The sequence below is a fragment of the Trinickia mobilis genome (assembly GCF_017315705.1).
Classification (GTDB): Bacteria; Pseudomonadota; Gammaproteobacteria; order Burkholderiales; family Burkholderiaceae; genus Trinickia_A; species Trinickia_A mobilis.
Window position 1 is genome coordinate 141,052 of record NZ_JAFLRF010000005.1, and the last position, 24,153, is coordinate 165,204.

Consider the following 24,153-nt stretch of genomic DNA (forward strand, 5'->3'; position numbering starts at 1 on the left):
TCGATGAGCGCCGCCTCCCGCACGCCGTTGCAAATCGCCATCACGACGGGCGAGCCCGCTGGGGTCGGGCCTGAGCTGACGGCCCAGGCGCTGGCGGCTGCGGCGGCGCATTGGCCCGACGCGCAATTCACCGTGTTCGGCGATGCCGGGCTGCTCGCGGAGCGTGCGAAGGCGGTCGGTGTCGATTGGGCGCATCTTACCGGCGGCGCGCGCGTGCGCGTCGCGCACCGGCCGCTCGCGATGGCCGCGCAGGCCGGCAAGCTCGACGCCGCAAACGGCCGCTACGTGCTCGGCCTGCTCGACAATGCGATCGACGGCGCCACGGCCGGCATCTTCGACGCGATCGTGACCGCGCCGCTGCAAAAGAGCACGATCAACGATGCCGGCGTGCCGTTCACCGGCCACACGGAATACCTCGCCGAGCGCACGCGCACGCAGCGCGTCGTGATGATGCTCGCGGGCACCGGGGCGCGGCCGCTGCGCGTGGCATTGGCGACGACGCATCTGCCGCTGAAAGACGTGTCCGCGGCGCTGACGATCGACGGCCTCTTCGAAACGCTCACGATCATCGACCACGACTTGCGACGCGACTTCGGCCTCCCGGTGCCGCGCATCCTCGTGACCGGGCTAAACCCGCATGCAGGCGAAAACGGCTATCTGGGCCGCGAGGAAATCGACGTGATTTCCCCCGCGCTCAAGCTCGCCACCGAACGCGGCATCGACGCACGCGGCCCTTATCCCGCCGATACGCTGTTCCAGCCGCGCTATCTGGAAGGTGCCGACTGCGTGCTCGCGATGTTCCACGACCAAGGTCTGCCGGTGCTCAAGTACGCGACCTTCGGCGAAGGCGTCAACATCACGCTCGGGCTGCCGATCATCCGCACCTCGGTCGATCATGGCACCGCGCTCGATCTCGCGGGCACGGGGCGCGCCGATGCGGGCAGCCTGATCGCGGCGATCGACGCGGCAGTGTCGATGGCGCGCAACCGGCGCGGCGCCTGAGTATCTCCTCACTCCGCTTCTTTTCGATTTCGATGTCCACTAGCAGACAGCACCAAGGCCATTTCGCGCGCAAACGGTTCGGGCAGAACTTCCTGGTCGACCTGGGCGTGATCGACTCGATCGTCGACGTCATTCGTCCGCAGCGCGGCGAGCGGATGGTCGAGATCGGGCCGGGCCTGGGCGCGCTCACCGAGCCGCTGATCGAGCGGCTCGCGACGCCGGAAGCGCCGCTGCATGCGGTGGAGTTGGACCGCGACCTGATCACGCGTCTCAAGAAGAAATTCGGCGATCTGCTCGAGCTGCACGCGGGCGATGCGCTCGCGTTCGACTTCGGCTCGCTCGCGGCGCCCGGCGACACGCCGACGCTGCGCATCGTCGGCAACCTGCCGTACAACATTTCGAGCCCGCTGTTGTTCCATCTGACGACGTTCGCGCCGGTCGTGATCGATCAGCATTTCATGCTGCAGAACGAGGTCGTCGAGCGGATGGTGGCCGAGCCGGGCAGCAAGGAGTTCGGACGGCTGTCGGTGATGCTCCAGTATCGCTACGTGATCGACAAGCTGATCGACGTCCCCCCCGAAGCGTTCCAGCCGCCGCCGAAAGTGGATTCGGCGATCGTGCGGATGATTCCCTACGCGCCGAACGAACTCGCGCCAGTCGATTCGGCCGTGCTCGGCGAAGTCGTGACGGCGGCGTTCTCGCAGCGGCGCAAGATGCTGCGCAACACGCTTGCTGCTTACCGCGATACGGTCGATTTCGACGCGCTCGGGTTCGATCTCGCGCGGCGCGCCGAAGACGTGCCTGTCGACGAGTACGTGCGCGTCGCACAGGTGGTGGCAGCGGGCGCAGCGCCCGCCAAGTAGGCGCGCCGTCATGCCGTTCGCGGGTTGTCCGTTGGCGCTGCAAGCGGCGCCGCGGCTTTCTTGATACATTCGCTGTTTCGACGAACCGAATCGGAGTGCAAGATGCGTTTGCTTCACACGATGCTGCGAGTCGGCGACATGGATCGCTCGATCGCTTTCTACACCGAACTGCTCGGCATGAAACTGCTGCACCGTACCGACTATCCGGAAGGCAAGTTCACGCTGGCGTTCGTCGGCTACACGGAGGAGAGCGAGGGCGCGGTGCTGGAGCTGACCCATAACTGGGACACGAGCGCCTACGACATCGGCACCGCCTTCGGCCATATCGCGATCGAGGTGGAAGATGCCTACGCGGCCTGCGAAAAGATCAAGGCACAAGGGGGAACGGTCGTGCGCGAAGCGGGGCCGATGAAGCACGGCACGACGGTGATCGCCTTCATCACCGATCCCGACGGCTACAAGATCGAGTTCATTCAGAAGAAGCACTGAGCGAACTCAAACGCTAAAGCGCGGGCAGCAGCTCCGGCGGATGATGCTTGAGCGTATGCCGTGCTTCGCGGAATTCAGGGAAGATCGACTCGACCGTCTCCCAGAAACGCGGGCTATGGTTCATCTCGCGCAAGTGCGCGAGCTCGTGCGCGACGACGTAATCGATGATCGACAGCGGAAAATGAATCAGCCGCCAATTGAGCCGGATCTTCCCGTCGCTCGAACAACTGCCCCAGCGCGTCGCCGCCGACGATAGCGCATACGCCCTGAAGTTCACCCCGAGCTTATCCGCGTAGATCGCGAGGCGCTCGCCGAAGAGGCGCTTTGCCTCGCTTTGCAGCCAGCCTTGCACGCGGTCTTTGATCTGCTGCTCCGCCGCATGCGCGGGCAGCGCGAGCGCGAGCGACGCGCGCTCGGCATCGAACGCAAGCGCCCCATGCGGCGACGCGAGCGTGAGGCTTACCGGCTTGCCCAAGTACGGAATCTGCGCGCCGTCCTTCCAGTCGATGCGCGGCAGCGCGCGCTGCTCGACACGCGTTCGCCACTCGGCGAGCTTCGCAAAGATCCAGCGTTCCTTTTCGACGATCGCAACTTCGATATCGGCGAGCGTCACCCAGCGCGGCGCGGTGATCGACAGGCCGTCGCCGTCGATCGAGAAACCGATCGTGCGGCGCGACGAGCGTTTGAGCCGATAGTCGAGCGTGCGGCCATTGATCGTGAGGCGCCGCAGTCGCGATCCGTCCGGCGCGGGCGGCGCAGACGGCGAGGGTGATTTCGTTGGTGAGGAGGGCGAGTTGCCGGCCGGCTCCCCGAAGAGCGGAAGGTCGAGTTGCCGGCTGTCGAGCGCCGCGGCGGGCCGTGGCGTGGAGGGCTTGTGCATCGATTTTGCTTCGCGCTAAAGCGCGCCGCGAGCGGCGCGGGCGCGTCAGATCCGGGCGGTGGCGGCCGTCTTGGCCGTGTCACGGTAGGCGGCAGGATCGATACGGCGCATTTCCGCTTCGATCCACGTTTCGACGCGCGTGTTGACTTCGTCGGGCGTGAGCCCCGTTGTCTCGATCGGCTTGCCGATCGACACCGTGACTATACCCGGATATTTGATGAACGAGTTGCGGGGCCACACGTGTCCTGCGTTGTGCGCAATCGGCACGACCGGCGCGCCCGCTTCGATGGCAAAACGCGGGCCGCCCGTCTTGTACTTGCCTTGCTTGCCGACCGGAATGCGCGTGCCCTCGGGGAACATGATGACCCACGCGCCTTCTTCCATGCGCTGGCGCCCCTGCTTGATCACGGACACAAACGCGTTCTTGCCTTCCTTGCGGTTGATGTGAACCATCTTCAACATGCCGAGCGCCCAGCCGAAGAACGGCACGTAAAGCAGCTCGCGCTTGAAGACGTAGCACAGCGGCCGCGGCATCAGGGCCGGAAACGCAAGCGTCTCCCACGCCGATTGATGCTTGGAAAGGATCACGGCGGGACCGTCGGGCAGATTCTCGAGTCCTTCGATCCGGTAACGGATGCCGTTGAGATATCGCGCCACCGCGAGCGTCGTGCGGCACCAGCCGACGGCCATCCAGTAGCGCTTGTCGGCATGCATGAACGGGAACGCGATGAAGCATGCGATCGCGTACGGTACGGTGAATACGATGAAATAGATGGACAGCAGCAGTGAGCGGAGAAAGCGCATCGGTATGACGATATCGGTATGACGAGTCAGTGTGAAAGAAGCGCTTGTCCGTGTCACTCGTGTTCTTCGGAGAGGAAATCGAGCGCAAAGGCCTTCAGGTCGTTGTGGACCTTCGTGCCTTCCGGCAGACCGCCGGCCGCGAGCGTCTTCTTGCCCTTGCCGGTCAGCACCAGATGCGTCGGGAAACCGAGCGCCGCGCCCGCTTGCAAATCGCGCAGCGAATCGCCGACGACCGGCGTCGCTTCCGGCTCGATCTCGTAGCGCTCGGCGATCATCTTCAGCATGCCGGGCTTCGGCTTCCTGCACTCGCAGTTGTCGTCGGCGGTGTGCGGGCAGAAGAACACTGCGTCGATGCGTCCGCCCGCCGCCGCGACGGTCTTCTGCATCTTCACGTGCATCGCGTTGAGCGCGGCCATGTCGAAGAGGCCGCGCCCGATGCCCGACTGGTTCGTCGCGACGGCCACACGGTAGCCGTGCTGATTCAATCGGGCAATCGCTTCGAGGCTGCCGGGAATCGCGACCCATTCATCCGGCGATTTGATGAACGCGTCCGAATCGACGTTGATCACGCCGTCGCGATCGAGAATCACCAGCTTCTTGCTTGCGCTCATAGGCATGGGTTTGCGTTTAGGCCGCGAGTTTGGAGATGTCGGCGACGCAGTTCATCTGCGAATGCAACGCGCCGAGCAAGGCCAGACGGTTCGCGCGCAACGCCGGGTCTTCGGCGTTGACCATCACGTCGTTGAAGAACGTGTCGACCGGATCGCGCAGCGCAGCCAGTGCGGACAGCGCACGCGTGTAGTCGCGCTGCGCGAGTTGCGTCTGGACGTTGGGCGTGACTTGGTCGAGCTGGGCGTTCAAAGCCTTTTCCGCTTCTTCGACGAGGAGGGCGGGCTGCACCGCGCGGTTGGACTTGCCGTGTACCGCTGCGCCCAAACCGGCCAGAACCGTCTCCGCTTCCGACTTCTTCAGGATATTCGAAATCCGCTTGTTTGCCGCAGCGAGCGCGCTCGCTTCAGGCAACGCCGCGAATTCGCGGACGGCGTCGAGGCGCGCAACGACGTCGTCGAGGCGCGACGGGTTCAGGCTCAGCACCGCGTCTATTTCGCCGGCCGCATAGCCGCGCTCGCGCAAGAGGCCGCGCAGGCGGTCCATGAAGAACGCGTAGAGCGCGTCGACCGGATCGGCGACTTGCGGCTCGCCCGCGAAGCGCGCGTAGGCAACGCGGAGCAGCGAGACGATGTCGATCGGCAATTGCTTTTCGACGAGAATGCGCAGCACGCCGAGCGCATGGCGGCGCAGCGCGAACGGATCTTTTTCGCCGGTCGGCTGCAGGCCGATGCCCCAGATGCCGACGAGCGTTTCGAGCTTGTCGGCGAGCGCGGCGGCGGTGCCGGTCGGCGTCGACGGCAGCGCATCGCCCGAGAAGCGCGGCTGGTAGTGCTCGGCGCAGGCCAGCGCGACTTCTTCGTGCTCGCCGTCGTGGCGCGCGTAGTACGTGCCCATCGTGCCTTGCAGCTCGGGGAACTCGCCGACCATGTCGGTCAGCAAGTCGGCCTTCGCCAGGTGTGCGGCACGCGCTGCGAGCGCCGCATCGGCGCCCGCGAGCGGGGCGATTTCACGCGCCAGCGTTTCGACGCGTTCGACGCGCTGCAATTGCGAGCCGAGCTTGTTGTGATAGACGACGTTTGCCAACAGCGGCACGCGCGCGGCGAGCGGCTTCTTCTTGTCCTGCTCGAAGAAGAATTTCGCATCGGCCAAACGCGGGCGCACAACGCGTTCGTTGCCTTCGACGATGTCGCCGGGTGTCGCGGTCTCGATGTTCGAGACGATCAAAAAGCGCGAGCGCAGCTTGCCGGCGTTGTCGGTGAGCGCGAAATATTTCTGGTTGGTCTGCATCGTGAGGATCAGGCACTCCTGCGGCACTTGCAGGAATTCGTCCTCGAAACGGCACGCGTACACGACCGGCCATTCGACGAGCGACGTCACTTCGTCGAGCAGCGCATCGGGCATCACGACTTCATCGCCGTCCGCCAGCGCGAGCAGTTGCTCGCGGATCGTCTGCTTGCGCTCGGCGAAATTGGCGATCACGCGGCCCTTCGTGCGCAGCGTCGCGGCGTAGTGGTCCGCGTGCAGGATCGCGACGAGGCCATCGGAGAGGAAGCGGTGGCCGAGCGTGGTATCGCCGGCATCGATGCCGAACGCGGTGACGGCCACCGCGGTTTCGCCATGCAGCACCGTGAGGCGCTGCACCGGACGCACGAACTGCACGTTCGCGCCGTCCGGGCGCTGATACGTCATGACCTTCGGAATCGGCAGCTTGTTGATCGAGGTCGCTTCGTCGAGCGCGGCCTGCAGGCCGTCGGCGAGCGTCGCGCCCGGCGCCGCGTAGCGCAGGAAGAACGCTTCCGCCTTGCCGTCCGACGCGCGCTCGAGATCGCTCACCGCGACATCGGGAAAGCCGAGCGCCGCAAGCTTTTTCGCGAGCGGTGCGGTGGGCTGGCCGTTCGCATCGAGTGCGACCGACACCGGCAGCACTTTTTCGCGCACTTGTTTTTCCGGCGCGACTTCGCGCACGTTCTTGATGACGACGCCGAGGCGGCGCGGCGTCGCGAAGCTCTCGAATGACGGCTCGCCGTCGATCAGGTCGCGCGCGGCGAGCCGCTCGACGAGGCCGGCGGCAAACGCATCGCCAAGGCGCGCGAGCGCCTTCGGGGGCAACTCCTCGGTCAGCAGTTCGACGAGCAGGGTGGCTTGATGGGCTTGAGTCATTTCTTTGGTGGTCTTGTCAGTCCTGGTCGATCTTGCGCTCGACTTTGAGCGGCGGCGCCCATGCGGGCATCGCGGCGTCCTGTGCGTCGGTGGTGAGGCCGGGCACGCCGTGCACGGGGTTGCCGAGCATCGGGAAGCCGAGCTGTTCGCGCGAATCGTAGTAGGCCTGCGCGACGAGGCGCGACAGCGCGCGGATGCGGCCGATATACGCCGCACGCTCGGTCACCGAGATCGCGCCGCGCGCGTCGAGCAGGTTGAACGTGTGCGCGGCCTTCAGCACGAGCTCATAGGCGGGCAGCGCCAGCGACGATTCGATCATCCGCTTCGCTTCCGCTTCGTAGCTCGCGAACTGCGAGAACAGCAGCTCGACGTTCGCGTATTCGAAGTTGTAGGTCGATTGCTCGACTTCGTTCTGGTGGTAGACGTCGCCGTAGGTGAGGCGGCGCAGCTCGTTGCCGTTCGGGCCGGCTTCTTCCCACTCGGTCCACACGAGGTCGTAGACGTTTTCGACCTTCTGCAGATACATCGCGAGGCGCTCGAGACCGTACGTGATTTCGCCGAGCACCGGCTTGCAGTCGAGGCCGCCGACTTGCTGGAAGTACGTGAACTGCGTCACCTCCATGCCGTTCAGCCAGACTTCCCAGCCGAGGCCCCAGGCGCCGAGCGTCGGGTTTTCCCAATCGTCCTCGACGAAGCGCACGTCGTTTTGCTTCAGATCGAAGCCGAGTGCTTCGAGCGAGCCGAGGTACAGGTCGAGGATGTTTTCGGGCGCGGGCTTGAGCACCACCTGGTATTGGTAGTAGTGCTGCAGTCGGTTCGGGTTGTCGCCGTAGCGTCCGTCCTTCGGACGGCGCGACGGCTGCACATAGGCGGCGCGCCACGGTTCCGGGCCGACGGCGCGCAGGAACGTGTGCACGTGCGACGTGCCGGCGCCGACTTCCATGTCGATCGGCTGGAGCAGCGCGCAACCCTGTTTGTCCCAATAGGATTGCAGCGTCAGGATGATTTGCTGAAACGTGAGCATGTAGTGCCTTCAGGCAGGAGACTGCATGAGGGGCGGCCGCCGGGCCAGGCGCTTGGGCGCGAGGCTTGGCGGCTTGAGCGCAGGGTTGCGCCGCCCGGTGCCGAAACGATCGATTTTACCGGATTGGTGCGCGCTTGCGATTTTTGCCGGCGTGATCCCTGGGTTAGCTTTGCGCGTCGTCGTGGCTATTGTGGTTATTGCGCTTGCCGCTTTCGCCGCGCTTGCCGATCGCGCGCCCTGACGAGAACGCGAAGCCGAGCGCGAGCAGGATCAGCGACACCGCGAGCACCGTGTTGTTGCCGCTCGTCACGTATGGCGTATTGCCTGTGGTGCCCTGGACCGTCACGTCGAGCGAGCCGACCGTGAACACGGGCAGCCGGCCGATCACCTTGCCGCGCGCGTCGATGGCGGCGGTTGTGCCCGTGTTGGTCGCGCGCAGCATCGGGCGGCCGGTTTCGATCGAGCGCATCCGCGCGATCTGCAGGTGCTGGTCGAGCGCGATCGTGTTGCCGAACCACCCGAGGTTCGTCGCGTTGACGAGCACGCTTGCCGGCACCGCGTTGTCGCGCAGCGACCGGGCGATCTCCTCTCCGAAAATGTCCTCGTAGCAGATATCGATGTCGACCAGCAGGTCGTGGACCGTGAACGGCTTTTGCACCGGTGCGCCGCGCGCGAAGTCGCCGAGCGGGATGCTCATCAGATTGACGAACCAGCGGAAGCCCCACGGCACGAACTCGCCGAACGGCACGAGGTGGTGCTTGTCGTAGCGGGACAGATCGCGCGAGTTGGGCGTGATGCCGAAGACGCTGTTCGTGTAATCGACGACTTGGCCCTCGGGCGTAATCGTGCCGCCGATCGCGCCGAACAGGATCGACGTGCCGGTCGTGTCGGAGAATCGACGTACTGCACGGGTGAATTCTTCCGGCACCTGCTGGACGAGCACCGGGATCGCCGTCTCGGGCGTGACGATGAGATCGGCGGGCTTCGCGGTGATCATTTGCTGGTACATCGCGATCGCGGACGTGATGCCGACCGGATCGAATTTCATCTCCTGCTTCACGTTGCCTTGCAGGAGCCGGACGGTGAGCGGCGCGTTGACCGGCGAGGTCCAGTTGACTTGCGACAGCAGCAGGCCGCTCCCAGTGACCGCAACCGCGACGATGGCGGGCAGGGCTGCGCGTGCCGGACGAATGCGACTGGGCGCCAGGGTCCGTGACGATTGCGCGGACGCCGCCGCGAGCCGGCCGGCGCGCAATTGCACGATCGCTTGCACGATGAGCGCGGCAACCAGCGCGAGCACCCAGCCGACCCCATAGACGCCCACCACGGGCCCAAAACCCGCCAGCGGCCCGTCGACTTGCGCATAACCGCTCGCGAGCCACGGAAACCCGGTAAACACGGTGCCGCGCAGCCATTCGCCGAGCGCCCATGCGCTCGCGAACGCGAACGCGCCGTGCCACGTCGGCGAGAGCGGCAGATCGGACGCCTTGCCGTTTCGCGCATGGCCCGCGCAGAAGGACCACAGCGCTGCTGCAAACGCCGGATAGAGCGCGAGATACAGCGAAAACAGCGCGAGCGCCGCACCCGCGAGCGGCGCAGCCATGCCGCCGTAGTCGTGCATGCTCACGTAGAGCCACCAGACGCCCGTGACGAAGTTGCCGAAGCCGAACGCGCCGCCCGTCAGCGCGGCGCTTTTCCAGCCGGCCGTGCGCGTGAGCCACGCGTACAGGAACACGAAGATGGCGATTTCGAGCCAGCCGCCGTGCGGCGTCGGCGCAAACGACAGCGTATTGGCGGCGCCCGCAACGAGCGCGGCGAGGTAATGCCACAGCGGCAGTGCGCGGACGCTCGAGTCTGCTGCGGCAGGCGTCACGCCGCGGCGCAGACGGGAGGAGATCGGTTCGGCCATGGGTTTGCGGCTAGGCTGGAAGCGGCAAGCTTGGATCAACGGATTTCGGCGCCGCTCGAAAGCGAGGAGCGGGGCGCCGGGACAAACAATAACAAAACCGGGGATAACGCGCTTACGTCTCCACGTGCTGCGCTTCGCGCTCGCGCTGGCCGGCGAGCGGGTCGCGCCGCACCAGCAGCATGTGGATCTGGCGCGCGTCGCCGCGCAGGATTTCGAAGATCAAATCGTCGAGGCGGACTTTTTCGCCCCGGTGCGGAACGCGCCCGAAGTGATGAGTGACGAGCCCGCCGATCGTATCGACCTCTTCGTCCGAATAGTGCGTGCCGAATGTTTCATTGAATTGTTCGATCTCGGTGAGCGCACGCACGCGATAGCGGCCGTCCGGCGACGCGATGATGTTGCCGCTTTCCTCGTCGAAATCGTATTCGTCCTCGATGTCGCCGACGATCTGCTCGAGCACGTCTTCGATCGTGATCAGGCCCGCAACGCCGCCGTATTCGTCGACGACGATCGCAATGTGATTGCGGTTCACGCGGAAGTCGTGCAGCAGCACGTTCAGGCGCTTCGACTCGGGGATGAACACCGCGGGGCGCAGCATGCCGCGCACGTCGAACTCTTCTTCCGCGTAGTAGCGCAGGAGGTCTTTCGCGAGCAGCACTCCGATCACGTTGTCGCGGTTGCCTTCGTACACGGGGTAGCGCGAGTGCGCTTTATCGAGCACGAACGGAATGAATTCGTCGGGGCTTTGCTCGATGTTGATCGCATCCATCTGCGCGCGCGGAATCATGATGTCCCGTGCGCAGAGGTCGGAGACCTGGAACACGCCCTCGATCATCGACAGCGAATCGGCGTCGATCAGATTGCGTTCGTGCGCGTCTTGAAGGATTTCGAGCAGCTCGGCCCGCGAATCGGGCTCGGGCGAGATGAAGTCGGTCAGGCGTTCGAGCAGCGAGCGTTTTTCTTGCGGTTTGTCGGGATGTCGTCGACTGGGATAGGAGTCGTTCATGGTGATGCGCGCGGCGGCGCCGGGCGCGTTGTTGCAGGGAGTTAAGGATACACCAGGCGTATTGCGCGTCCGTGTCGGCGAGGCCTCATAGGGTGGACGGCAGGTGACCGCTGAGGTCACTGCCAAGGGGCCGCAACGGCTGCCAATCCGCAACGGATCCTGATAAAGTCCCGCGGCAGAGCGACTGCACAATGGCGCTTAAGCTTCCATCCTAACTTATCTGCGGGAAGAAGGTATGTCCGACGATTTTGAAGTGCGTGGCCCGCACGACGAGGCACTCGAACACCCCGGACACGGGGGGCACGAAACGCACGGCGCGCCGGATCCGTTCGCGGGCCGCATCGCGGTGATGACCGCGATGCTTGCAACGATCGGTGCAATTTTTTCCTATCAGGGCGGCTCCAGCGAGGGGCTTGCGCTCTTTCACAAGAACGAAGCGGCGATTCGCAAGACCGAGGCGGCGAATCAGTGGAGCTACTACCAGGCGAAGGGCGAGAAGGAGAATCTCGCGGAGCTCGGGGCGTCGCTCACCGAAAGCGATCCGAAAGCGCATGCGAAGTTCGCTGCCGACGTGGACAAGTACGTGCAGCAGAAGCAAGCGATTTTCGCCAAGGCGCAGGCGCTGGAAAAATCGGTCGAAGAGGCGGACAAGATGAGCGAGGAGCAACTGCATCGCCATCACCGCTGGGCGCAGGCGACCACCCTCACGCAGATCGCGATCTCGCTGGCCGCGATCACCCTGCTCACGCGGCGGCGGTGGCTGCAAATAGCGGCTTATGGCGTGGCCGGTTTCGGCGTCCTGGTGGGCGTTGCCGCGTACCTGGGCCTCTGACTGAATTTCCGCGTTCGCACCCGCGCGAGTTACAGGCAGCGCTCGAGCAGCGCCTCGAGCGCGCGGTCCGGCATGCCGCTTTCGCGCAGCGCCTCGACGGTACGGCTCACGTAGTCGAGCGTCGTGCCGTAGCGGCCGCGCGCGCAGCGCAGCACCGTCTTGACGACCCCGTCCGGCAGCTTGCCGGTATAGGTAGGCACGTCGCGCCGCATCACGAACGACAGCGCCAATACGCGCTGCCCGTGGGCGAGCGCGCATGGCAGCCACGACGGGCGATACGAGCCCATTGCCATTTCGCGCCGCCAGAGCGCTTCGAGATGGGGCCTCGCGGTCGCGCCCGCGAGGCGGAACGCGATGCCGCTGCACGAGCCGCCGCGATCGAGCGCGAGCACCAGGCCGGGCTGCTCGGGCGTGCCGCGATTGACGCGCGACCACAGGTATAGGCCGCGGTGATAGCCGTGCACGCGGGCACGCACGGCTTCGACGGTCGGCAGCCCCGGATTCCAGATCAAGGAGCCGTAGCCGAAGAGCCAGAGGTCGCTTGATCCGTCCCAGCCTTGCAGCGTATCGGCAAGCGATGCCGCCATTTGCTCGTCCGTCAGATAGCGTGCGACGCCGAGCCTCGGCGGGTAGCCGGGGCATGTGGCAGCGGGGAGGTCGGAGTCGAGGTGCGAGTCGGTCACGGGAGGCGGGCGGTCGGCGAGCGGCGGGGGTTCGGATGATTATCGGTCATCGTCCCCATCGTTCCCATATGGATCGGGAAAGCCCAGCGTCCCCAGGATTTCGGTTTCCAGCGCTTCCATTTCCTGCGCTTCTTCCTCGACTTCGTGGTCGTAGCCTTGCGCGTGCAGCGCGCCGTGCACGATCAGGTGCGCGTAGTGCACCTCGAGCGGCTTGCCCTGCTCGCCGGCTTCCTTTTCGACTACGGGGCAGCACAGAATCAGGTCGCCCGCGACCGGGTCGTCTTCGTCTTCAGCGTAGGCGAACGTCAGCACGTTGGTCGCGTAGTCCTTGCCGCGGTACGTGCGGTTGAGCGTGCGGCCTTCGTCGGCGTCGACGAAGCGCACGGTCAGCTCGCCGTCGGCGAACAGGGCGGCCTTGATCCAGCTCGCGACGGTCGCGCGCGGCAGCAGCGCCTTGTGTCCCGGATAGGCCTTCGCCGCCGGGAATTGCAGGTTCAGCGTCAGTTTGGGCACGCGGGTCATGCGGTCGGCTTCGTTCTGGTCGGCGTTTGCGCTCGCATGGCGATCAGCGGCCGTCGGGCTGGTGATGATCTTCCTTGTGCGAGTGCGCATCGTAGGCCTCGACGATGCGCGCGACGAGCGGATGACGCACCACGTCCGCGCTCGTGAAGCGCGTGAGCGCAATGCCGCGCACGTTCGCGAGCACCTGCTGCGCTTCGATCAGCCCGCTCTTGTGGCCACGCGGCAAGTCGATCTGCGTCGTGTCGCCGGTGACGACCGCTTTCGAGCCGAAGCCGATGCGCGTCAGGAACATCTTCATCTGCTCGGGCGTCGTGTTCTGCGCTTCGTCGAGGATGATGAACGCGTGATTGAGCGTGCGGCCGCGCATGTAGGCAAGCGGCGCGATCTCGATCATCTGGCGCTCGAACATCTTCGCGGTCTTGTCGAAGCCGAGCAGGTCGTACAAAGCGTCGTAGAGCGGACGCAGGTACGGGTCGACCTTTTGCGCGAGATCGCCCGGCAGGAAGCCGAGCCGCTCGCCCGCTTCGACGGCCGGACGCGTCAGCACGATGCGCTTGACCTGGTCGCGCTCGAGGGCGTCGACCGCGCACGCCACCGCGAGGTACGTCTTGCCGGTGCCGGCTGGCCCGACGCCGAACGTCACGTCGTGCGACACGATCTGCTTCAGGTAATCGCGCTGCGCGGGCGTGCGGCCGCGCAGGTCGGCGCGGCGCGTGTAGAGCTTCGGCCCGAGTTCTTCGAGGTCTTCTTCTTCGCCTGCACCCGCGGGTTCGTCGAACGGATGATCCGGATCGCCGCGAAAACGCACGTCGATCTCCGCACCGCCGTTCGCGCCTTGGTTGACTGGATGGCGCGCTTCGACGAGCGCGAGCTGGATGTCGTCGACGGACAGCGGTTCGCGCGCACGGTTGTAGAAGTTTTCGAGGGCCCCTAGCGCGAGCTTCGCGCCGCGCCCGCGGATGGCAATCCGGTGGCCGCGGCGCTGCAGCGTGACGTCAAGGGCCTGCTCGATCTGCCGCAGGTTTTCGTCGAGCGGGCCGCAGAGGTTGGCGAGCCGCGCGTTGTCTTCGCGCGGTGCGGTGAATTCCAGTGACTGGGCGACTTTCAAGGCGAAGATTCGATCCTTAAGGTAGCTGGCTTAGTGCGTCGATGCCGCTGTTTTCGCGGCCGTTTCGGGCGTGAGCACGATTTCGCCGCGCAGCGAATGCGGATACGCGTGCACGATCTTCACGTCGATCATCTGGCCGATGAGGCGCGCGTGCGACGCGACGGGCGCCGGGAAATTGACGACGCGGTTGTTCGCGGTGCGCCCGGCGAGCTCGTTCGGGTCCTTGCGCGCGGGCCGCTCGACCAGGATGCGCTGCACCGTGCCGACCATCGCTTCGCTGATCTTGTTGACGTTCGCGTCGATGGTGGCTTGCAGATGTTGCAGGCGTTTGAGCTTCACCTCGCGCGGCGTGTCGTCGTGCAGGCTCGCGGCCGGCGTGCCGGGGCGCGGGCTGTAGATGAACGAGAAGCTCGTGTCGTAGCTCATCTCGCGCACGAGCGCCATCGTCTTGTCGAAGTCTTCGTCCGTCTCGCCGGGGAAGCCGACGATGATGTCCGTCGACAGCGACAGGTCCGGGCGGATCGCGCGCAGCTTGCGGATCACCGACTTGTACTCGAGCACCGTATAGCCGCGCTTCATCGCCATCAGGATGCGGTCCGAGCCGTGCTGCACCGGCAGGTGCAGGTGCGAGACGAGCTTGTCCACCTTCGCGTAGGCGTCGATCAGGCGCTGCGTGAATTCCTTCGGGTGGGACGTCGTGTACCGAATCCGCTCGATGCCGGGAATCTCGGCGACGTATTCGATCAGCGTGGCGAAATCGGCGATTTCTGTCGCGCCGAGCGTCAGCGCGCCGCGATAGGCGTTCACGTTCTGGCCGAGCAGCGTGACTTCGCGCACACCCTGGTCGGCGAGGCCGGCGATTTCGGTGAGCACGTCGTCGAGCGGGCGCGAGACTTCCTCGCCGCGCGTGTACGGCACGACGCAGTAGCTGCAGTACTTGCTGCAGCCTTCCATGATCGAGACGAACGCGCTCGGGCCTTCGACGCGCGCAGGCGGCAGGTGGTCGAACTTCTCGATTTCCGGGAAGGAAATATCGACTTGTGGACGGCCGCTCGCGCGGCGCGCATCGATCATCTGCGGCAGGCGATGCAGCGTCTGCGGGCCGAACACGAGGTCGACATACGGCGCGCGCGCGACGATCGACGCGCCTTCCTGGCTCGCGACACAGCCGCCCACGCCGATCAGCAGATTCGGATTCGCTTCCTTGAGCTCGCGCACGCGGCCCAAGTCGGAGAACACTTTTTCCTGCGCTTTTTCCCGCACGGAGCAGGTATTGAAGAGGATGACGTCCGCGTCTTCCGGGGAGTCGGTCTTGACTAGGCCTTCGGCCGCGCCGAGCACGTCGACCATCTTGTCTGAGTCGTACTCGTTCATCTGGCAGCCGAAGGTCTTTACATAAACTTTCTTGGTCATGAAGTTCGCCGTTCGCAGTGGTTGACCTGGGGGCGTCCGTCGTCAGTGGGTTGAGTAAAAAAGGGGCGCAAATAGGCGCTGCCTAGCCCACTATTATAGCCTTTCGGGTTTTGCGAACCGCAGCGGGCGGATCGAGCGCGAGCCGGCACGGCGATTCGATTATTCGAAATCGCTTGAAAATGATTTAAGCTCCGCGCCAATTATCAAATGCCGGCGTCCTCGGGAAAATTCGACACGTCGCAATCCTTTCCCGGGGAACCTCAATTGCCTATTCCATTGCTGGCGCTCGCGATGAGCGCATTCGCCATCGGCACGACCGAGTTCGTCATCATGGGCATCCTGCCCGACGTCGCGCGCGACCTTGGCGTCACGATTCCGTCGGCCGGGCTGCTCGTCTCCGGCTATGCGCTCGGCGTCACGGTGGGCGCGCCGCTTCTGGCCGTCGTGACGAGCAAGCTGCCGCGCAAGTTCGCGCTGCAAATGCTGATGGCGATCTTCGTGATCGGCAACGTGCTGTGCGCGATCTCCCCTGACTACACCGTGCTGATGGTGGCGCGCGTCGTCACGTCATTCGCGCACGGGTCGTTCTTCGGGATCGGGGCGGTCGTGGCCGCCTCGCTGGTGCCGCAGGAAAAGCGCGCCAGCGCGATCGCCATGATGTTCACCGGGCTCACGCTTGCGAACGTGCTCGGCGTGCCGTTCGGAACCTTCATCGGCCAGGAATTCGGCTGGCGCACGACGTTCTGGGTCGTCGCTGCGATCGGCGTGCTGTCGCTCGCGAGCGTCATGGCGCTGGTGCCGAACCGTCATGACGCGGGGGCTGTGGGGCTCCGCCACGAAGTGCGCGTGCTGAAAGAACCGCAAGTGTGGCTCGCGCTCGCGATGACGGTGCTCGGCTTCGGCGGCGTGTTCATCGTGTTCACCTACATCACGCCGATTCTCGAGCAGCTCGGCGGTTTCTCGCCGCGCTCGGTGACGCTGATTCTCGTGCTGTTCGGCGCGGGGCTGACGATCGGCAATACGATCGGCGGCAAGCTTGCGGATCGCTCGCTGATGCCGTCGCTGATGGGCATCTTGGCGGCGCTCGCGGTCGTGATGGCGATCTTCGCGAAGACCAGCCATTCGCCCGTGCTCTCGGCGGTGACGATCTTCGTGTGGGGGATCGCCGCGTTCGCGACGGTGCCGCCGCTGCAAATGCGCGTCGTCGAGAAGGCGAAGCACGCGCCGAATCTCGCTTCGACGCTGAACATCGGCGCGTTCAACTTCGGCAATGCGGCGGGCGCGTGGCTCGGCGGACTCGTGCTGACGCACGGTCATGGGCTCGATACGCTGCCGTTGGTTGCTGCGGCGGTCGCGGTCGCTGCGCTGGCACTCACCTGGCTCGCGGCGCGGCTCGATGTGCCGGCGGCCAAGCGCGTCGTCGAGCGGGTTTCGTAACGCCGCCTTCCGCTTGCGCGGCCGTCGGGCGTGCCGCGCGCGATGCTCGCGCAGATCGAATCGGCGCGCGGCATTCCGTCGATTGTCAGTAGGCGACGCGCCGCGCTGCAAGCAGCGCTCGGCTGTTGTATGCTTCACCCGCCGGTCGATCCGGCAATCAGTGCGTCTTCAGGGCGGGGCGAAATTCCCCACCGGCGGTATGCCGGCGATCAGCCGGTGAGCCCGCGAGCGCCTGCACTTTCATGACGTGACGTCGCGTGACGTCGTTATGCAACCGAAAGAGCGGGGTCAGCAGACCTGGTGCGATGCCAGGGCCGACGGTCACAGTCCGGATGGAAGAAGATGTGCAGATAGTCACGTCCGTTTCGCCTGCGGCGTGCGGCTCATGCTGCGCGGCGCGCGCGTCGTTCTGTCTGTTTGCAATGCCCTGAAACGTTTTTCGCCCAAACTCATTGCGAGGAGCGTTTCATATGTCTCAAACCGTTGTTTCCACGGCGTTCGCCGAACTTCCGCTGCTTTCCACCGAGGCTATTCCGCCGCGCATCGACGCCGCGCTCAAAGCGCTGCGCGAAGGCCGCGCCGTCGTGCTGCAAGACGATCACGACCGCGAAAACGAAGCCGACCTGATCGTCGCCGCCGAACGGCTCACGGTCGAGACGATGGCGCTCTTGATCCGCGAATGCAGCGGCATCGTGTGCCTGTGCCTGCCCGACGACAAGATCCGCGCGCTCGACTTGCCGCCGATGGTCGCGCAAAACGAGAGCCGCCACGGCACCGCGTTCACCGTGTCGATCGAGGCGCGCCACGGCGTGAGCACCGGCGTTTCGGCGGCGGACCGCGTCACGACGATCCGCGCGGCGATCGCCGACGATGCCGAGCCCGCCGATATCGTGCGTCCTGGCCACGTGTTCCCGTTGCGTGCGGCGCCCGGCGGCGTGCTGACGCGCCGCGGACACACCGAAGGCACGGTCGATCTCGCGATTCTCGCGGGCCTGAAGCCGGCCGGCGTGCTGTGCGAGCTGATGAATCCGGATGGGACGATGACACGCGGCGCAGATGTCGAGCGCTTCGCGGCGAAGCACGGTCTGCCGATGCTGACGATTGCCGAGTTGGTGGAATTGCGCACGGCGTTGGCGGCGGCGAGCGAGTGTGTCGCCGATGCGGATTGACGCTGCGTGTTAAGACTGCCGACGGGCTTTGGAACGCTGGTCGGCAGTCAGCAAAGAAAAGGAACGAGGACGACGAAAAAAGCAGAGCGTCCGCTACGACTGCACGTCCCCGAACTCCCCGCGCGCCCCGGCGGCGACGAGTTGCGGCAACTGCTCCATCCGCTCCATGATGCGGGTCACGCCGAGACTGCGCAGCACCTCGGCATAGCCGTCGGGAATATGACTCGCGCCGACGAACGCGATGGTCTTCATGCCCGCCGCGCGTGCTGCGTGCAGGCCGGACACGCTGTCCTCCACGACCACGCAGCGCGCCGGCTCGACGCCCAATTGCTGCGCGGCATAGAGATACACATCGGGAAACGGCTTGGGCCGCGCAACCTGCTCGGCGCTGAACACGCGCGGGCCGAAGATCTCGGTGAGCCCGGCGCGCTTGAGCGACGCGCCGACCCGCGCGAGGCGGCTGTTGGACACCACCGCGGCGGGCAGCGTTACCTTGTGCAGCGCATCGCGCACGCCGGCAATCGGACCGAGCGACTTTGCAAGCGCGGCTTCGATATTGCGGTCGATCGTATCGAGGAAATCGGCGGGCATCGTGATGCCGAATTTCGTTTCGAGGCCGGCGAGAAAGCGCGAGGTCTGCTGACCGAACGCCGTCTTCGCGACTTCGTCGAAGTCGATGCCGGGAAAGGTGGCCGACAGCGTCTCGACGAGCACGCGATCGGCGATGATTTCGCTGTCGACGAGCACGCCGTCGCAGTCACAGATGAGATGGTCGAGCATGGGAGCAGAGCGAGAGTGCGGCGCAGCGGTTTGAATTGACGAAAGCCCGCGTTGATCGGCGACAAACATCAACAAGCGCGGGCTTTCCGTCCGAATGCGTCATGATACGTGCATTGCCGCCGCGCCAAAACTCAGTCAGCGCGATTTCTGCTCACCGGGTGCTGCCTGCACCTCAATGCACGTTGGCGTAGAACAGCGCGGCCATTGCGCCGCCCGCGAGCGGTCCGACGACCGGAATCCACGCGTAGCGCCAGTCGCTGTCGCGCTTGCCGGGAATCGGCAGGAGCGCGTGCATGAGGCGCGGTGCGAGATCGCGCGCGGGGCTCATCGCGTAGCCCGTCGGGCCGCCGAGCGAAATGCCGATGCCGAGCACGAGGAGGCCGACCGGCAGCGCGTCGAGCGAGCCGAGGCCGAAATGGGGCGCGGCCAGATACAGCACGCCGAGAATCAACACGAACGTGCAGATCATTTCCGTCAGCACGTTGTGCGGCACGCTGCGGATGGCCGGTGCGGTGCAGAAGCACGCGAGCTTGATATCTGCGTCTTCGGTGTTCGAAAAGTGCTGCCGGTACGCGAGCCAGACGATGAAGGCGCCCATCATCCCGCCGAGCATCTGCGCGGCGATGTAGCCGCCGACCTTGCTCCACGCGAACTTGCCGGCGAGCGCGAGGGCGATCGTGACGACCGGGTTCAAATGTGCGCCGCTGAACGAGGCGGTGATGTAGACCGCGACGAACACGGCCATCGCCCAGCCCCACACGATGACGATCAAATCCGCGCCTTTTCCTTTCGTGCGAGCGAGCAGGACGTTGGCGACGGCGCCGTTGCCTAGCAGAACCAGGACGGCGGTGCCGATGAATTCCGCGATATAAGGGGACATTGTTTTGTTCTCCGAATGGATTTGTTTGCGGACCGGAGGATGCCCGGCCCGTTTGTTATGTCGTGTCGACGCAGCGGCGTGCGCTGCTTCGACCTCGCTGGTGCTGCCCAAGTCTTGCAGCCGGGTTAGTTGGAATCGGCCCAGGCTTTCGCCGCGGTGATCGCCCGCTGCCAGCCGGCGAGGCATTGCGCGACTTCGCGCTGTTCCAGCTTCGGCGAGAAGCGGCGGTCGAGCTGCCATTGGCTTTGCAGTTCGCCGACGTCCTTCCAGTAGCCCACCGCGAGACCGGCCAGATACGCCGCGCCGAGCGCCGTCGTTTCGCTCACTTGCGGACGCACCGCATCGACGCCGAGGATGTCGGCCTGGAACTGCATCAAGAGGTTGTTCGCGCAGGCGCCGCCGTCCACGCGCAATTCGCCCACGCGAATGCCCGAATCGGCTTCCATCGCTTTGAGCACATCCACCGATTGATACGCGATCGAATCGAGCGCGGCGCGCGCGATGTGCGCGTTGGTCGTGCCGCGCGTGACGCCGAACATCGTGCCGCGTGCGCGTGGGTTCCAGTGCGGCGCGCCGAGGCCGGCGAACGCGGGCACGAGGTAGACGCCGTCGCTATGCGGGACGCCGGCGGCGAGCGCTTCGACTTCCGGCGCGCTCCTGATGATGCCGAGCCCGTCACGCAGCCATTGCACGACCGCGCCCGCGATGAAGATGCTGCCTTCGAGCGCGTAATTGACCTGATCGCCGATTTTCCACGCGAGCGTCGTGACGAGGTTGTTGTTCGATTCGATCGGCTTGTCGCCGGTGTTCATCATCAGGAAGCAGCCGGTGCCGTAGGTGTTCTTCACCATGCCGGACTTCGTGCACATCTGGCCGAAAAGGGCGGCGTGCTGATCGCCCGCGATGCCGCTGATCGGAATCTTCGTGGCGAACACGGTGGTCACGGTCGAGCCGTAGATCTCCGACGAGCTGCGCACTTCCGGCAGCATATTGCGCGGGATGTCGAGCAGTTCGAGCAGCTCGTCGTCCCATTTGAGCGTGTGGATATTGAAGAGCATCGTGCGCGACGCGTTGGTCACGTCGGTCACGTGCAGGCCGTGCTTCGTGAGGTTCCAGACGAGCCAGGTGTCGACCGTGCCGAACGCGAGGCGGCCTTGCTTCGCCTTTTCGCGCGCGCCTTCGACGTTGTCGAGAATCCAGCGGACCTTGGTCGCGGAAAAGTATGCGTCGATCGGCAGGCCGGTCTTCGCGCGCACTTTCGCTTCGAGGCCCTGTGCTTTCAGTTGATCGCAGAACTCGGCGGTGCGCCGGTCCTGCCAGACGATCGCGTTGTAGACCGGCTGGCCGGTTTCGCGGTCCCAGACGATTGTCGTCTCGCGCTGGTTCGTGATGCCGATCGAGGCGATCGACAAGCCGTTCATGCCCGCGTGCGTCACGCATTCCGCGGCGACGCCGGCTTGGGTCGACCAAATTTCCCACGGGTCGTGCTCGACCCAGCCCGGCTGTGGATAGATCTGCCCGAATTCCTTCTGGGCGACGGATACGACGTTGCCCTGCCGATCGAACAGCATCGCTCGTGAGCTGGTGGTGCCTTGGTCGAGCGCTAAGATGTACTGATCCTGCATTGTCTCTCTCCATGTGTAGTAGTCGATTCGCCTCTGCTTACCGCGGGGCGAAGGGGTTACGTCTTCTTCTTAAAGGGACTTCGGGGCTGCGGGTGCTTCCAAACCTGTCGGTCAGAGTTAGCGCTTTGGCGCTTACTCTGACCCCATGCAAAACTGCCTAACGCGCAATGTCGAAACGGTGTTCAGCCTGCCATGGGCGACGCGGCGCGGGGCGCGCCGGGCTTAGGCGAGGCCGCGGCCGCGGCGGGCCAGCGCGCGAACCATTGGTCGATATCGGCGCGCACGGCGTCGGGCGTGCCCGCCTCGAGATGCAGGCCGAGCTTCGAGCGTCGCCACAGCACGTCGTGCGCGCTCTTCGCCCACTCGTGATCGCGCAGGTAGCGCAATTCACTTTCGTAGAGACCCGGCGCGAACGCGTGGCCAAGGTCGGCCAGCGACTTCGCGTTGCCGATCACGCGCGCGGCGCGCGTGCCGTACGCGCGCGCATAGCGGCGCGCGAGCTCGGCGGGCAGCCACGGGTGTTCCGCCGCGAAGCGCGCGGCGAACGGTTCGAATCTGGCGTGCGCGATGTCGCCGCCGGGCAGCGGCACGCGCGCGGTCCATGCGTGGGCGTCGATGCCGAGCGCGCCGGTGAGGATGTCGGTGGCTTCTTCCGCGAGCTTGCGGAACGTCGTGATCTTGCCGCCGAACACCGACAGGAGCGGCGCCTGACCCGGCTTCGCGTCGAGTTCGAGCTTGTAGTCGCGCGTGACGGCGGACGGGTTGTCCGCGCCTTCCTCTTCGAGCAGCGGCCGCACGCCTGAGTACGTCCAGCAGACGTCCTTCGGCGAAATCTGGCGCTTGAAGTAGCGGTTGATCGACTCGCACAGGTAGCGCGTTTCGTCTTCGGTGATCGCGACTTGCGCGGGGTCGCCGCGGTATTCGATGTCGGTTGTGCCGATCAGCGTGTAGTCGTGTTCGTAGGGGATCGCGAAGATGATCCGCTTGTCGGGGTTCTGGAAGATGTACGCGTGATCGTGTTCGAACAGGCGCCGCGTGACGATGTGGCTGCCCTTGACGAGCCGCACGCTGTGCTGCGCCTCGTGGCCGAGCGCGCCCGAGAGCAACTGGCCGACCCACGGCCCGGCCGCATTGGCGATCGCGCCGGCGCGCACGTCGATCAGCCTGCCGTCGTCTTTCGATTCGAGCTGCGCGTGCCATTCGCCGCCCACGCGCACGGCGCTCGCGAGCTTCGTGCGGGTCATGACCGTCGCGCCGCGTTCGGCCGCGTCGAGCGCGTTCAGCACGACGAGGCGGGCGTCGTCGACCCAGCCGTCGGAATAGACGAAGCCGCGCTTGACCGAATCGACGAGCGGCGCGCCGGCCGGATGGCGGCGCATGTCGATGCCGCGCGAGCCGGGCAGCAGTTCGCGCCGCGCCAGATGGTCATAGAGGAAGAGCCCGGCGCGGATCAGCCACGCGGGACGCAGGTTCGGCATGTGCGGCATCACGAAGCGCAGCGGCCACATGATGTGCGGCGCGGCGTAGAGGAGCGTCTCGCGTTCCTGCAGCGCCTTTCGGACCAGGCCGAATTCCTTGTACTCGAGGTAGCGCAGCCCGCCGTGGATCAGCTTGGTGCTCGACGACGACGTATGCGAGGCCAGATCGTCCTGCTCGACGAGCAGCACCGACAGGCCGCGCCCGGCGGCGTCCCGCGCGATGCCTGCGCCGTTGATCCCGCCGCCTACGACGAGCAAATCGTATCTCGTGCCTTGCGTCACTGACTCTGTCCCCTGAGTTCGCCGATGGAAAATGAGACGAACCAAAAATGTTCGTTTGCGAAATTTAGCGAACAAAATCGAAAAAGTAAAGTTCGAGAATAGCGTTCGAAGGATTCGAAAGCTGCCGCGCGCTATCATGGAAAGAACTGCGAGGTGAACATGCGTGGACTGTTGATGATTGGCGCAGCGGCGGTGCTCGCCGGTTGCGTTGGGACGCCGAGCGTGAACGGCGGGTTTGGGGCGCCGTCGCTCGTCGCGCTGCAGGACATGTGCGGCGCGCAGCCGGTGAACTACGGGGACGACGCGCAGCCCGTGTATTCGACGCTCTTCGATGCGTACGTCGCGAGCCGCCACGGGAGGATCTCGAAGCCGGATTTCTGTGCGTTCCAGGTGTCGATTGCGCAACGCTATGCGGCGCTCGGCGCGGGAGGCGGCGAAACGCGCGGCCAGTGGGCCGCTTTCTTCAATGAGCAGCGCGCAAAGGCGCTGAGCTGGCGCGCAGCGGTCGACCCGACGTTGAGAAGCGGCTGAGCGGCTTAGGGCCTGCCCTCGGCGTGAGCAGGCGCGGCGTCAGCGCAAGAGTGCAAACGGGTCCGCGCAGACGCGGACCCGTTTGCGTACGAAACGAATCAGGAGGTCGTAACTTGTCTTCGCACCGGCGGTGCGAACGCACATTTCGAATACGCGGCTTTTCAACCGTCGGCCGCGCCGACTAAGAAAAACGCTTGATCGCTTTGAGCGCGGAGTCGCCGTACTCGGTGATGCGCCATTGCTGGCGGCCGGAGGCCAGACTCTCGAGCTGAACAAGCTGATGTTCGAGCAAGGCATCGAGTTCTTCGCGGTCCATGTCGACCTGGTTGGGAGCATCCTTTACGAGCAACAACGTGGCGAATTCGTGCGGGCTCAGCATCGTTCTCTCCATGGCAACCATAACTGTCAAGGAACCGGCAGCGTCTGCGGCCGGCGCGCGCTGACCTTTTGGGTCGGTGCGGGAAAAACTGTCACCAGCGGCGCCCGTTGGCGAACGCCGGGGAACTGGAGTGTAGTCAAGGGCGCGTTCTTCTCCAAACGGACTGGCGAAAATTTTCCATTTGACAATTCAGCTACCGCGAGGCGGTTGGGTGGGAGCGGCAAATTCTTGATTTCACTCGAAGTTTTGCGTGCGGTGCAGCACGTGGCGCACCCATTTCGGCGG

Annotated in this window: 23 protein-coding genes, 1 pseudogene and 1 riboswitch; of the genes and pseudogenes, 8 read left to right on the plus strand and 16 right to left on the minus strand. The window is 65.2% G+C overall.

What is annotated here, in order from left to right; all coding sequences use genetic code 11:
- The first annotated feature begins 3 nt into the window (after positions 1–3).
- The 3 genes from pdxA (at position 4) to gloA (ending at position 2,354) form a co-directional block, all read left to right on the plus strand.
- Entirely contained in the window at positions 4–1,002 is a 999-nt protein-coding gene (gene pdxA, locus J3489_RS09090) for a 4-hydroxythreonine-4-phosphate dehydrogenase PdxA (RefSeq protein WP_206997390.1), read from the plus strand.
- A 32-nt stretch (positions 1,003–1,034) separates the two neighbouring features.
- Complete coding sequence (gene rsmA / locus J3489_RS09095) at positions 1,035–1,865, plus strand: 16S rRNA (adenine(1518)-N(6)/adenine(1519)-N(6))-dimethyltransferase RsmA (RefSeq protein WP_206997391.1); 831 nt, start codon at positions 1,035–1,037, stop codon at positions 1,863–1,865.
- Positions 1,866–1,967: 102 nt separating this feature from the next.
- On the plus strand, positions 1,968–2,354 hold the full coding sequence (gene gloA, locus J3489_RS09100) for a lactoylglutathione lyase (protein ID WP_206997392.1): 387 nt from the start codon (positions 1,968–1,970) through the stop codon (positions 2,352–2,354).
- Between the two features lie 13 nt (positions 2,355–2,367).
- Here gloA and J3489_RS09105 read toward each other — a convergent pair whose 3' ends face one another.
- The 7 genes from J3489_RS09105 to J3489_RS09135 all read right to left on the minus strand — a co-directional run bounded on the left by J3489_RS09105 (position 2,368) and on the right by J3489_RS09135 (position 10,749).
- On the minus strand, positions 2,368–3,234 hold the full coding sequence (locus J3489_RS09105; RefSeq protein ID WP_206997393.1) for a M48 family metallopeptidase: 867 nt from the start codon (positions 3,232–3,234) through the stop codon (positions 2,368–2,370).
- 45 nt (positions 3,235–3,279) lie between these two features.
- Positions 3,280–4,038 carry a lysophospholipid acyltransferase family protein gene (locus J3489_RS09110; protein WP_206997394.1) on the minus strand — a complete coding sequence of 253 codons (759 nt, stop codon included), beginning with the start codon at positions 4,036–4,038 and terminating at the stop codon, positions 3,280–3,282.
- 53 nt (positions 4,039–4,091) lie between these two features.
- Complete coding sequence (gmhB, locus tag J3489_RS09115; protein WP_206997395.1) at positions 4,092–4,655, minus strand: D-glycero-beta-D-manno-heptose 1,7-bisphosphate 7-phosphatase; 564 nt, start codon at positions 4,653–4,655, stop codon at positions 4,092–4,094.
- Between the two features lie 10 nt (positions 4,656–4,665).
- On the minus strand, positions 4,666–6,810 hold the full coding sequence (gene glyS / locus J3489_RS09120; RefSeq protein ID WP_206997396.1) for a glycine--tRNA ligase subunit beta: 2,145 nt from the start codon (positions 6,808–6,810) through the stop codon (positions 4,666–4,668).
- Between the two features lie 16 nt (positions 6,811–6,826).
- Positions 6,827–7,834: a glycine--tRNA ligase subunit alpha gene (glyQ, locus tag J3489_RS09125; protein WP_206997397.1), complete on the minus strand. Its 1,008-nt coding sequence runs from the start codon at positions 7,832–7,834 to the stop codon at positions 6,827–6,829.
- A 163-nt stretch (positions 7,835–7,997) separates the two neighbouring features.
- Positions 7,998–9,743: an apolipoprotein N-acyltransferase gene (gene lnt, locus J3489_RS09130; RefSeq protein ID WP_206997398.1), complete on the minus strand. Its 1,746-nt coding sequence runs from the start codon at positions 9,741–9,743 to the stop codon at positions 7,998–8,000.
- Positions 9,744–9,855: 112 nt separating this feature from the next.
- Complete coding sequence (locus tag J3489_RS09135) at positions 9,856–10,749, minus strand: CorC family transporter (protein ID WP_206997399.1); 894 nt, start codon at positions 10,747–10,749, stop codon at positions 9,856–9,858.
- 235 nt (positions 10,750–10,984) lie between these two features.
- Between J3489_RS09135 and J3489_RS09140 the strand changes: the two genes are divergently transcribed.
- Complete coding sequence (locus J3489_RS09140) at positions 10,985–11,581, plus strand: DUF4337 domain-containing protein (protein WP_206997400.1); 597 nt, start codon at positions 10,985–10,987, stop codon at positions 11,579–11,581.
- A gap of 29 nt (positions 11,582–11,610) precedes the next feature.
- Here J3489_RS09140 and J3489_RS09145 read toward each other — a convergent pair whose 3' ends face one another.
- From J3489_RS09145 to miaB, 4 genes are read right to left on the minus strand one after another with little or no spacing between them, the layout of a single operon-like run.
- Positions 11,611–12,264, minus strand: coding sequence for a gamma-glutamylcyclotransferase (locus J3489_RS09145; protein ID WP_206997401.1), 654 nt, complete (start codon positions 12,262–12,264; stop codon positions 11,611–11,613).
- A gap of 39 nt (positions 12,265–12,303) precedes the next feature.
- On the minus strand, positions 12,304–12,786 hold the full coding sequence (gene ybeY / locus J3489_RS09150) for an rRNA maturation RNase YbeY (RefSeq protein ID WP_206997584.1): 483 nt from the start codon (positions 12,784–12,786) through the stop codon (positions 12,304–12,306).
- 43 nt (positions 12,787–12,829) lie between these two features.
- Positions 12,830–13,894 carry a PhoH family protein gene (locus J3489_RS09155; RefSeq protein WP_206997402.1) on the minus strand — a complete coding sequence of 355 codons (1,065 nt, stop codon included), beginning with the start codon at positions 13,892–13,894 and terminating at the stop codon, positions 12,830–12,832.
- A gap of 30 nt (positions 13,895–13,924) precedes the next feature.
- The gene (miaB, locus tag J3489_RS09160; RefSeq protein WP_206997403.1) at positions 13,925–15,307 is read right to left on the minus strand and encodes a tRNA (N6-isopentenyl adenosine(37)-C2)-methylthiotransferase MiaB; all 1,383 of its coding nucleotides are present in this window, start codon (positions 15,305–15,307) and stop codon (positions 13,925–13,927) included.
- Positions 15,308–15,571: 264 nt separating this feature from the next.
- On the opposite strand from miaB, the gene J3489_RS09165 reads away from it, so the two are divergent.
- The 3 genes and pseudogenes from J3489_RS09165 (at position 15,572) to ribB (ending at position 17,913) form a co-directional block, all read left to right on the plus strand.
- Positions 15,572–16,744, plus strand: a complete 1,173-nt coding sequence (locus J3489_RS09165; RefSeq protein WP_206997404.1) for an MFS transporter — start codon at positions 15,572–15,574, stop codon at positions 16,742–16,744.
- A gap of 12 nt (positions 16,745–16,756) precedes the next feature.
- Positions 16,757–16,828: pseudogene (locus tag J3489_RS37510) on the plus strand (helix-turn-helix domain-containing protein); the annotation flags it as partial.
- Between the two features lie 76 nt (positions 16,829–16,904).
- A riboswitch (FMN riboswitch) is annotated at positions 16,905–17,092 on the plus strand.
- Between the two features lie 122 nt (positions 17,093–17,214).
- On the plus strand, positions 17,215–17,913 hold the full coding sequence (gene ribB, locus J3489_RS09170; protein ID WP_206997405.1) for a 3,4-dihydroxy-2-butanone-4-phosphate synthase: 699 nt from the start codon (positions 17,215–17,217) through the stop codon (positions 17,911–17,913).
- 93 nt (positions 17,914–18,006) lie between these two features.
- On the opposite strand, the gene J3489_RS09175 is transcribed toward ribB, so the two are convergent.
- From J3489_RS09175 to glpD, 4 genes are all read right to left on the minus strand, one after another.
- Positions 18,007–18,693 carry an HAD family hydrolase gene (locus J3489_RS09175; RefSeq protein WP_206997406.1) on the minus strand — a complete coding sequence of 229 codons (687 nt, stop codon included), beginning with the start codon at positions 18,691–18,693 and terminating at the stop codon, positions 18,007–18,009.
- Positions 18,694–18,865: 172 nt separating this feature from the next.
- Complete coding sequence (locus J3489_RS09180; RefSeq protein ID WP_206997407.1) at positions 18,866–19,573, minus strand: MIP/aquaporin family protein; 708 nt, start codon at positions 19,571–19,573, stop codon at positions 18,866–18,868.
- A gap of 125 nt (positions 19,574–19,698) precedes the next feature.
- Positions 19,699–21,198, minus strand: a complete 1,500-nt coding sequence (gene glpK, locus J3489_RS09185) for a glycerol kinase GlpK (RefSeq protein WP_206997408.1) — start codon at positions 21,196–21,198, stop codon at positions 19,699–19,701.
- Positions 21,199–21,380: 182 nt separating this feature from the next.
- The gene (gene glpD / locus J3489_RS09190) at positions 21,381–22,958 is read right to left on the minus strand and encodes a glycerol-3-phosphate dehydrogenase (RefSeq protein ID WP_206997409.1); all 1,578 of its coding nucleotides are present in this window, start codon (positions 22,956–22,958) and stop codon (positions 21,381–21,383) included.
- 159 nt (positions 22,959–23,117) lie between these two features.
- Between glpD and J3489_RS09195 the strand changes: the two genes are divergently transcribed.
- Positions 23,118–23,489 (plus strand): hypothetical protein, encoded by a 372-nt coding sequence (locus tag J3489_RS09195; protein WP_206997410.1) that lies wholly within the window; start codon positions 23,118–23,120, stop codon positions 23,487–23,489.
- A gap of 181 nt (positions 23,490–23,670) precedes the next feature.
- Here the strand turns inward: J3489_RS09195 and J3489_RS09200 are convergent, their stop codons facing one another.
- Entirely contained in the window at positions 23,671–23,868 is a 198-nt protein-coding gene (locus J3489_RS09200) for a hypothetical protein (protein WP_206997411.1), read from the minus strand.
- Between the last annotated feature and the right edge of the window lie 285 nt (positions 23,869–24,153).

Excerpts from the sequence above, each read along its gene's own strand:
- lnt (WP_206997398.1), bottom strand. The coding sequence starts at position 9,743 with ATGGCCGAACCGATCTCCTCCCGTCTGCGCCGCGGCGTGACGCCTGCC.
- J3489_RS09140 (WP_206997400.1), top strand. The coding sequence starts at position 10,985 with ATGTCCGACGATTTTGAAGTGCGTGGCCCGCACGACGAGGCACTCGAA.
- J3489_RS09200 (WP_206997411.1), bottom strand. The coding sequence starts at position 23,868 with ATGCTGAGCCCGCACGAATTCGCCACGTTGTTGCTCGTAAAGGATGCT.
- miaB (WP_206997403.1), bottom strand. The coding sequence starts at position 15,307 with ATGACCAAGAAAGTTTATGTAAAGACCTTCGGCTGCCAGATGAACGAG.
- ribB (WP_206997405.1), top strand. The coding sequence starts at position 17,215 with ATGTCTCAAACCGTTGTTTCCACGGCGTTCGCCGAACTTCCGCTGCTT.
- glpK (WP_206997408.1), bottom strand. The coding sequence starts at position 21,198 with ATGCAGGATCAGTACATCTTAGCGCTCGACCAAGGCACCACCAGCTCA.
- gmhB (WP_206997395.1), bottom strand. The coding sequence starts at position 4,655 with ATGCCTATGAGCGCAAGCAAGAAGCTGGTGATTCTCGATCGCGACGGC.
- ybeY (WP_206997584.1), bottom strand. The coding sequence starts at position 12,786 with ATGACCCGCGTGCCCAAACTGACGCTGAACCTGCAATTCCCGGCGGCG.
- J3489_RS09175 (WP_206997406.1), bottom strand. The coding sequence starts at position 18,693 with ATGCTCGACCATCTCATCTGTGACTGCGACGGCGTGCTCGTCGACAGC.
- J3489_RS09110 (WP_206997394.1), bottom strand. The coding sequence starts at position 4,038 with ATGCGCTTTCTCCGCTCACTGCTGCTGTCCATCTATTTCATCGTATTC.
- gloA (WP_206997392.1), top strand. The coding sequence starts at position 1,968 with ATGCGTTTGCTTCACACGATGCTGCGAGTCGGCGACATGGATCGCTCG.
- glyS (WP_206997396.1), bottom strand. The coding sequence starts at position 6,810 with ATGACTCAAGCCCATCAAGCCACCCTGCTCGTCGAACTGCTGACCGAG.
- J3489_RS09135 (WP_206997399.1), bottom strand. The coding sequence starts at position 10,749 with ATGAACGACTCCTATCCCAGTCGACGACATCCCGACAAACCGCAAGAA.
- J3489_RS09195 (WP_206997410.1), top strand. The coding sequence starts at position 23,118 with ATGCGTGGACTGTTGATGATTGGCGCAGCGGCGGTGCTCGCCGGTTGC.
- J3489_RS09105 (WP_206997393.1), bottom strand. The coding sequence starts at position 3,234 with ATGCACAAGCCCTCCACGCCACGGCCCGCCGCGGCGCTCGACAGCCGG.
- pdxA (WP_206997390.1), top strand. The coding sequence starts at position 4 with ATGAGCGCCGCCTCCCGCACGCCGTTGCAAATCGCCATCACGACGGGC.
- glyQ (WP_206997397.1), bottom strand. The coding sequence starts at position 7,834 with ATGCTCACGTTTCAGCAAATCATCCTGACGCTGCAATCCTATTGGGAC.
- J3489_RS09180 (WP_206997407.1), bottom strand. The coding sequence starts at position 19,573 with ATGTCCCCTTATATCGCGGAATTCATCGGCACCGCCGTCCTGGTTCTG.
- rsmA (WP_206997391.1), top strand. The coding sequence starts at position 1,035 with ATGTCCACTAGCAGACAGCACCAAGGCCATTTCGCGCGCAAACGGTTC.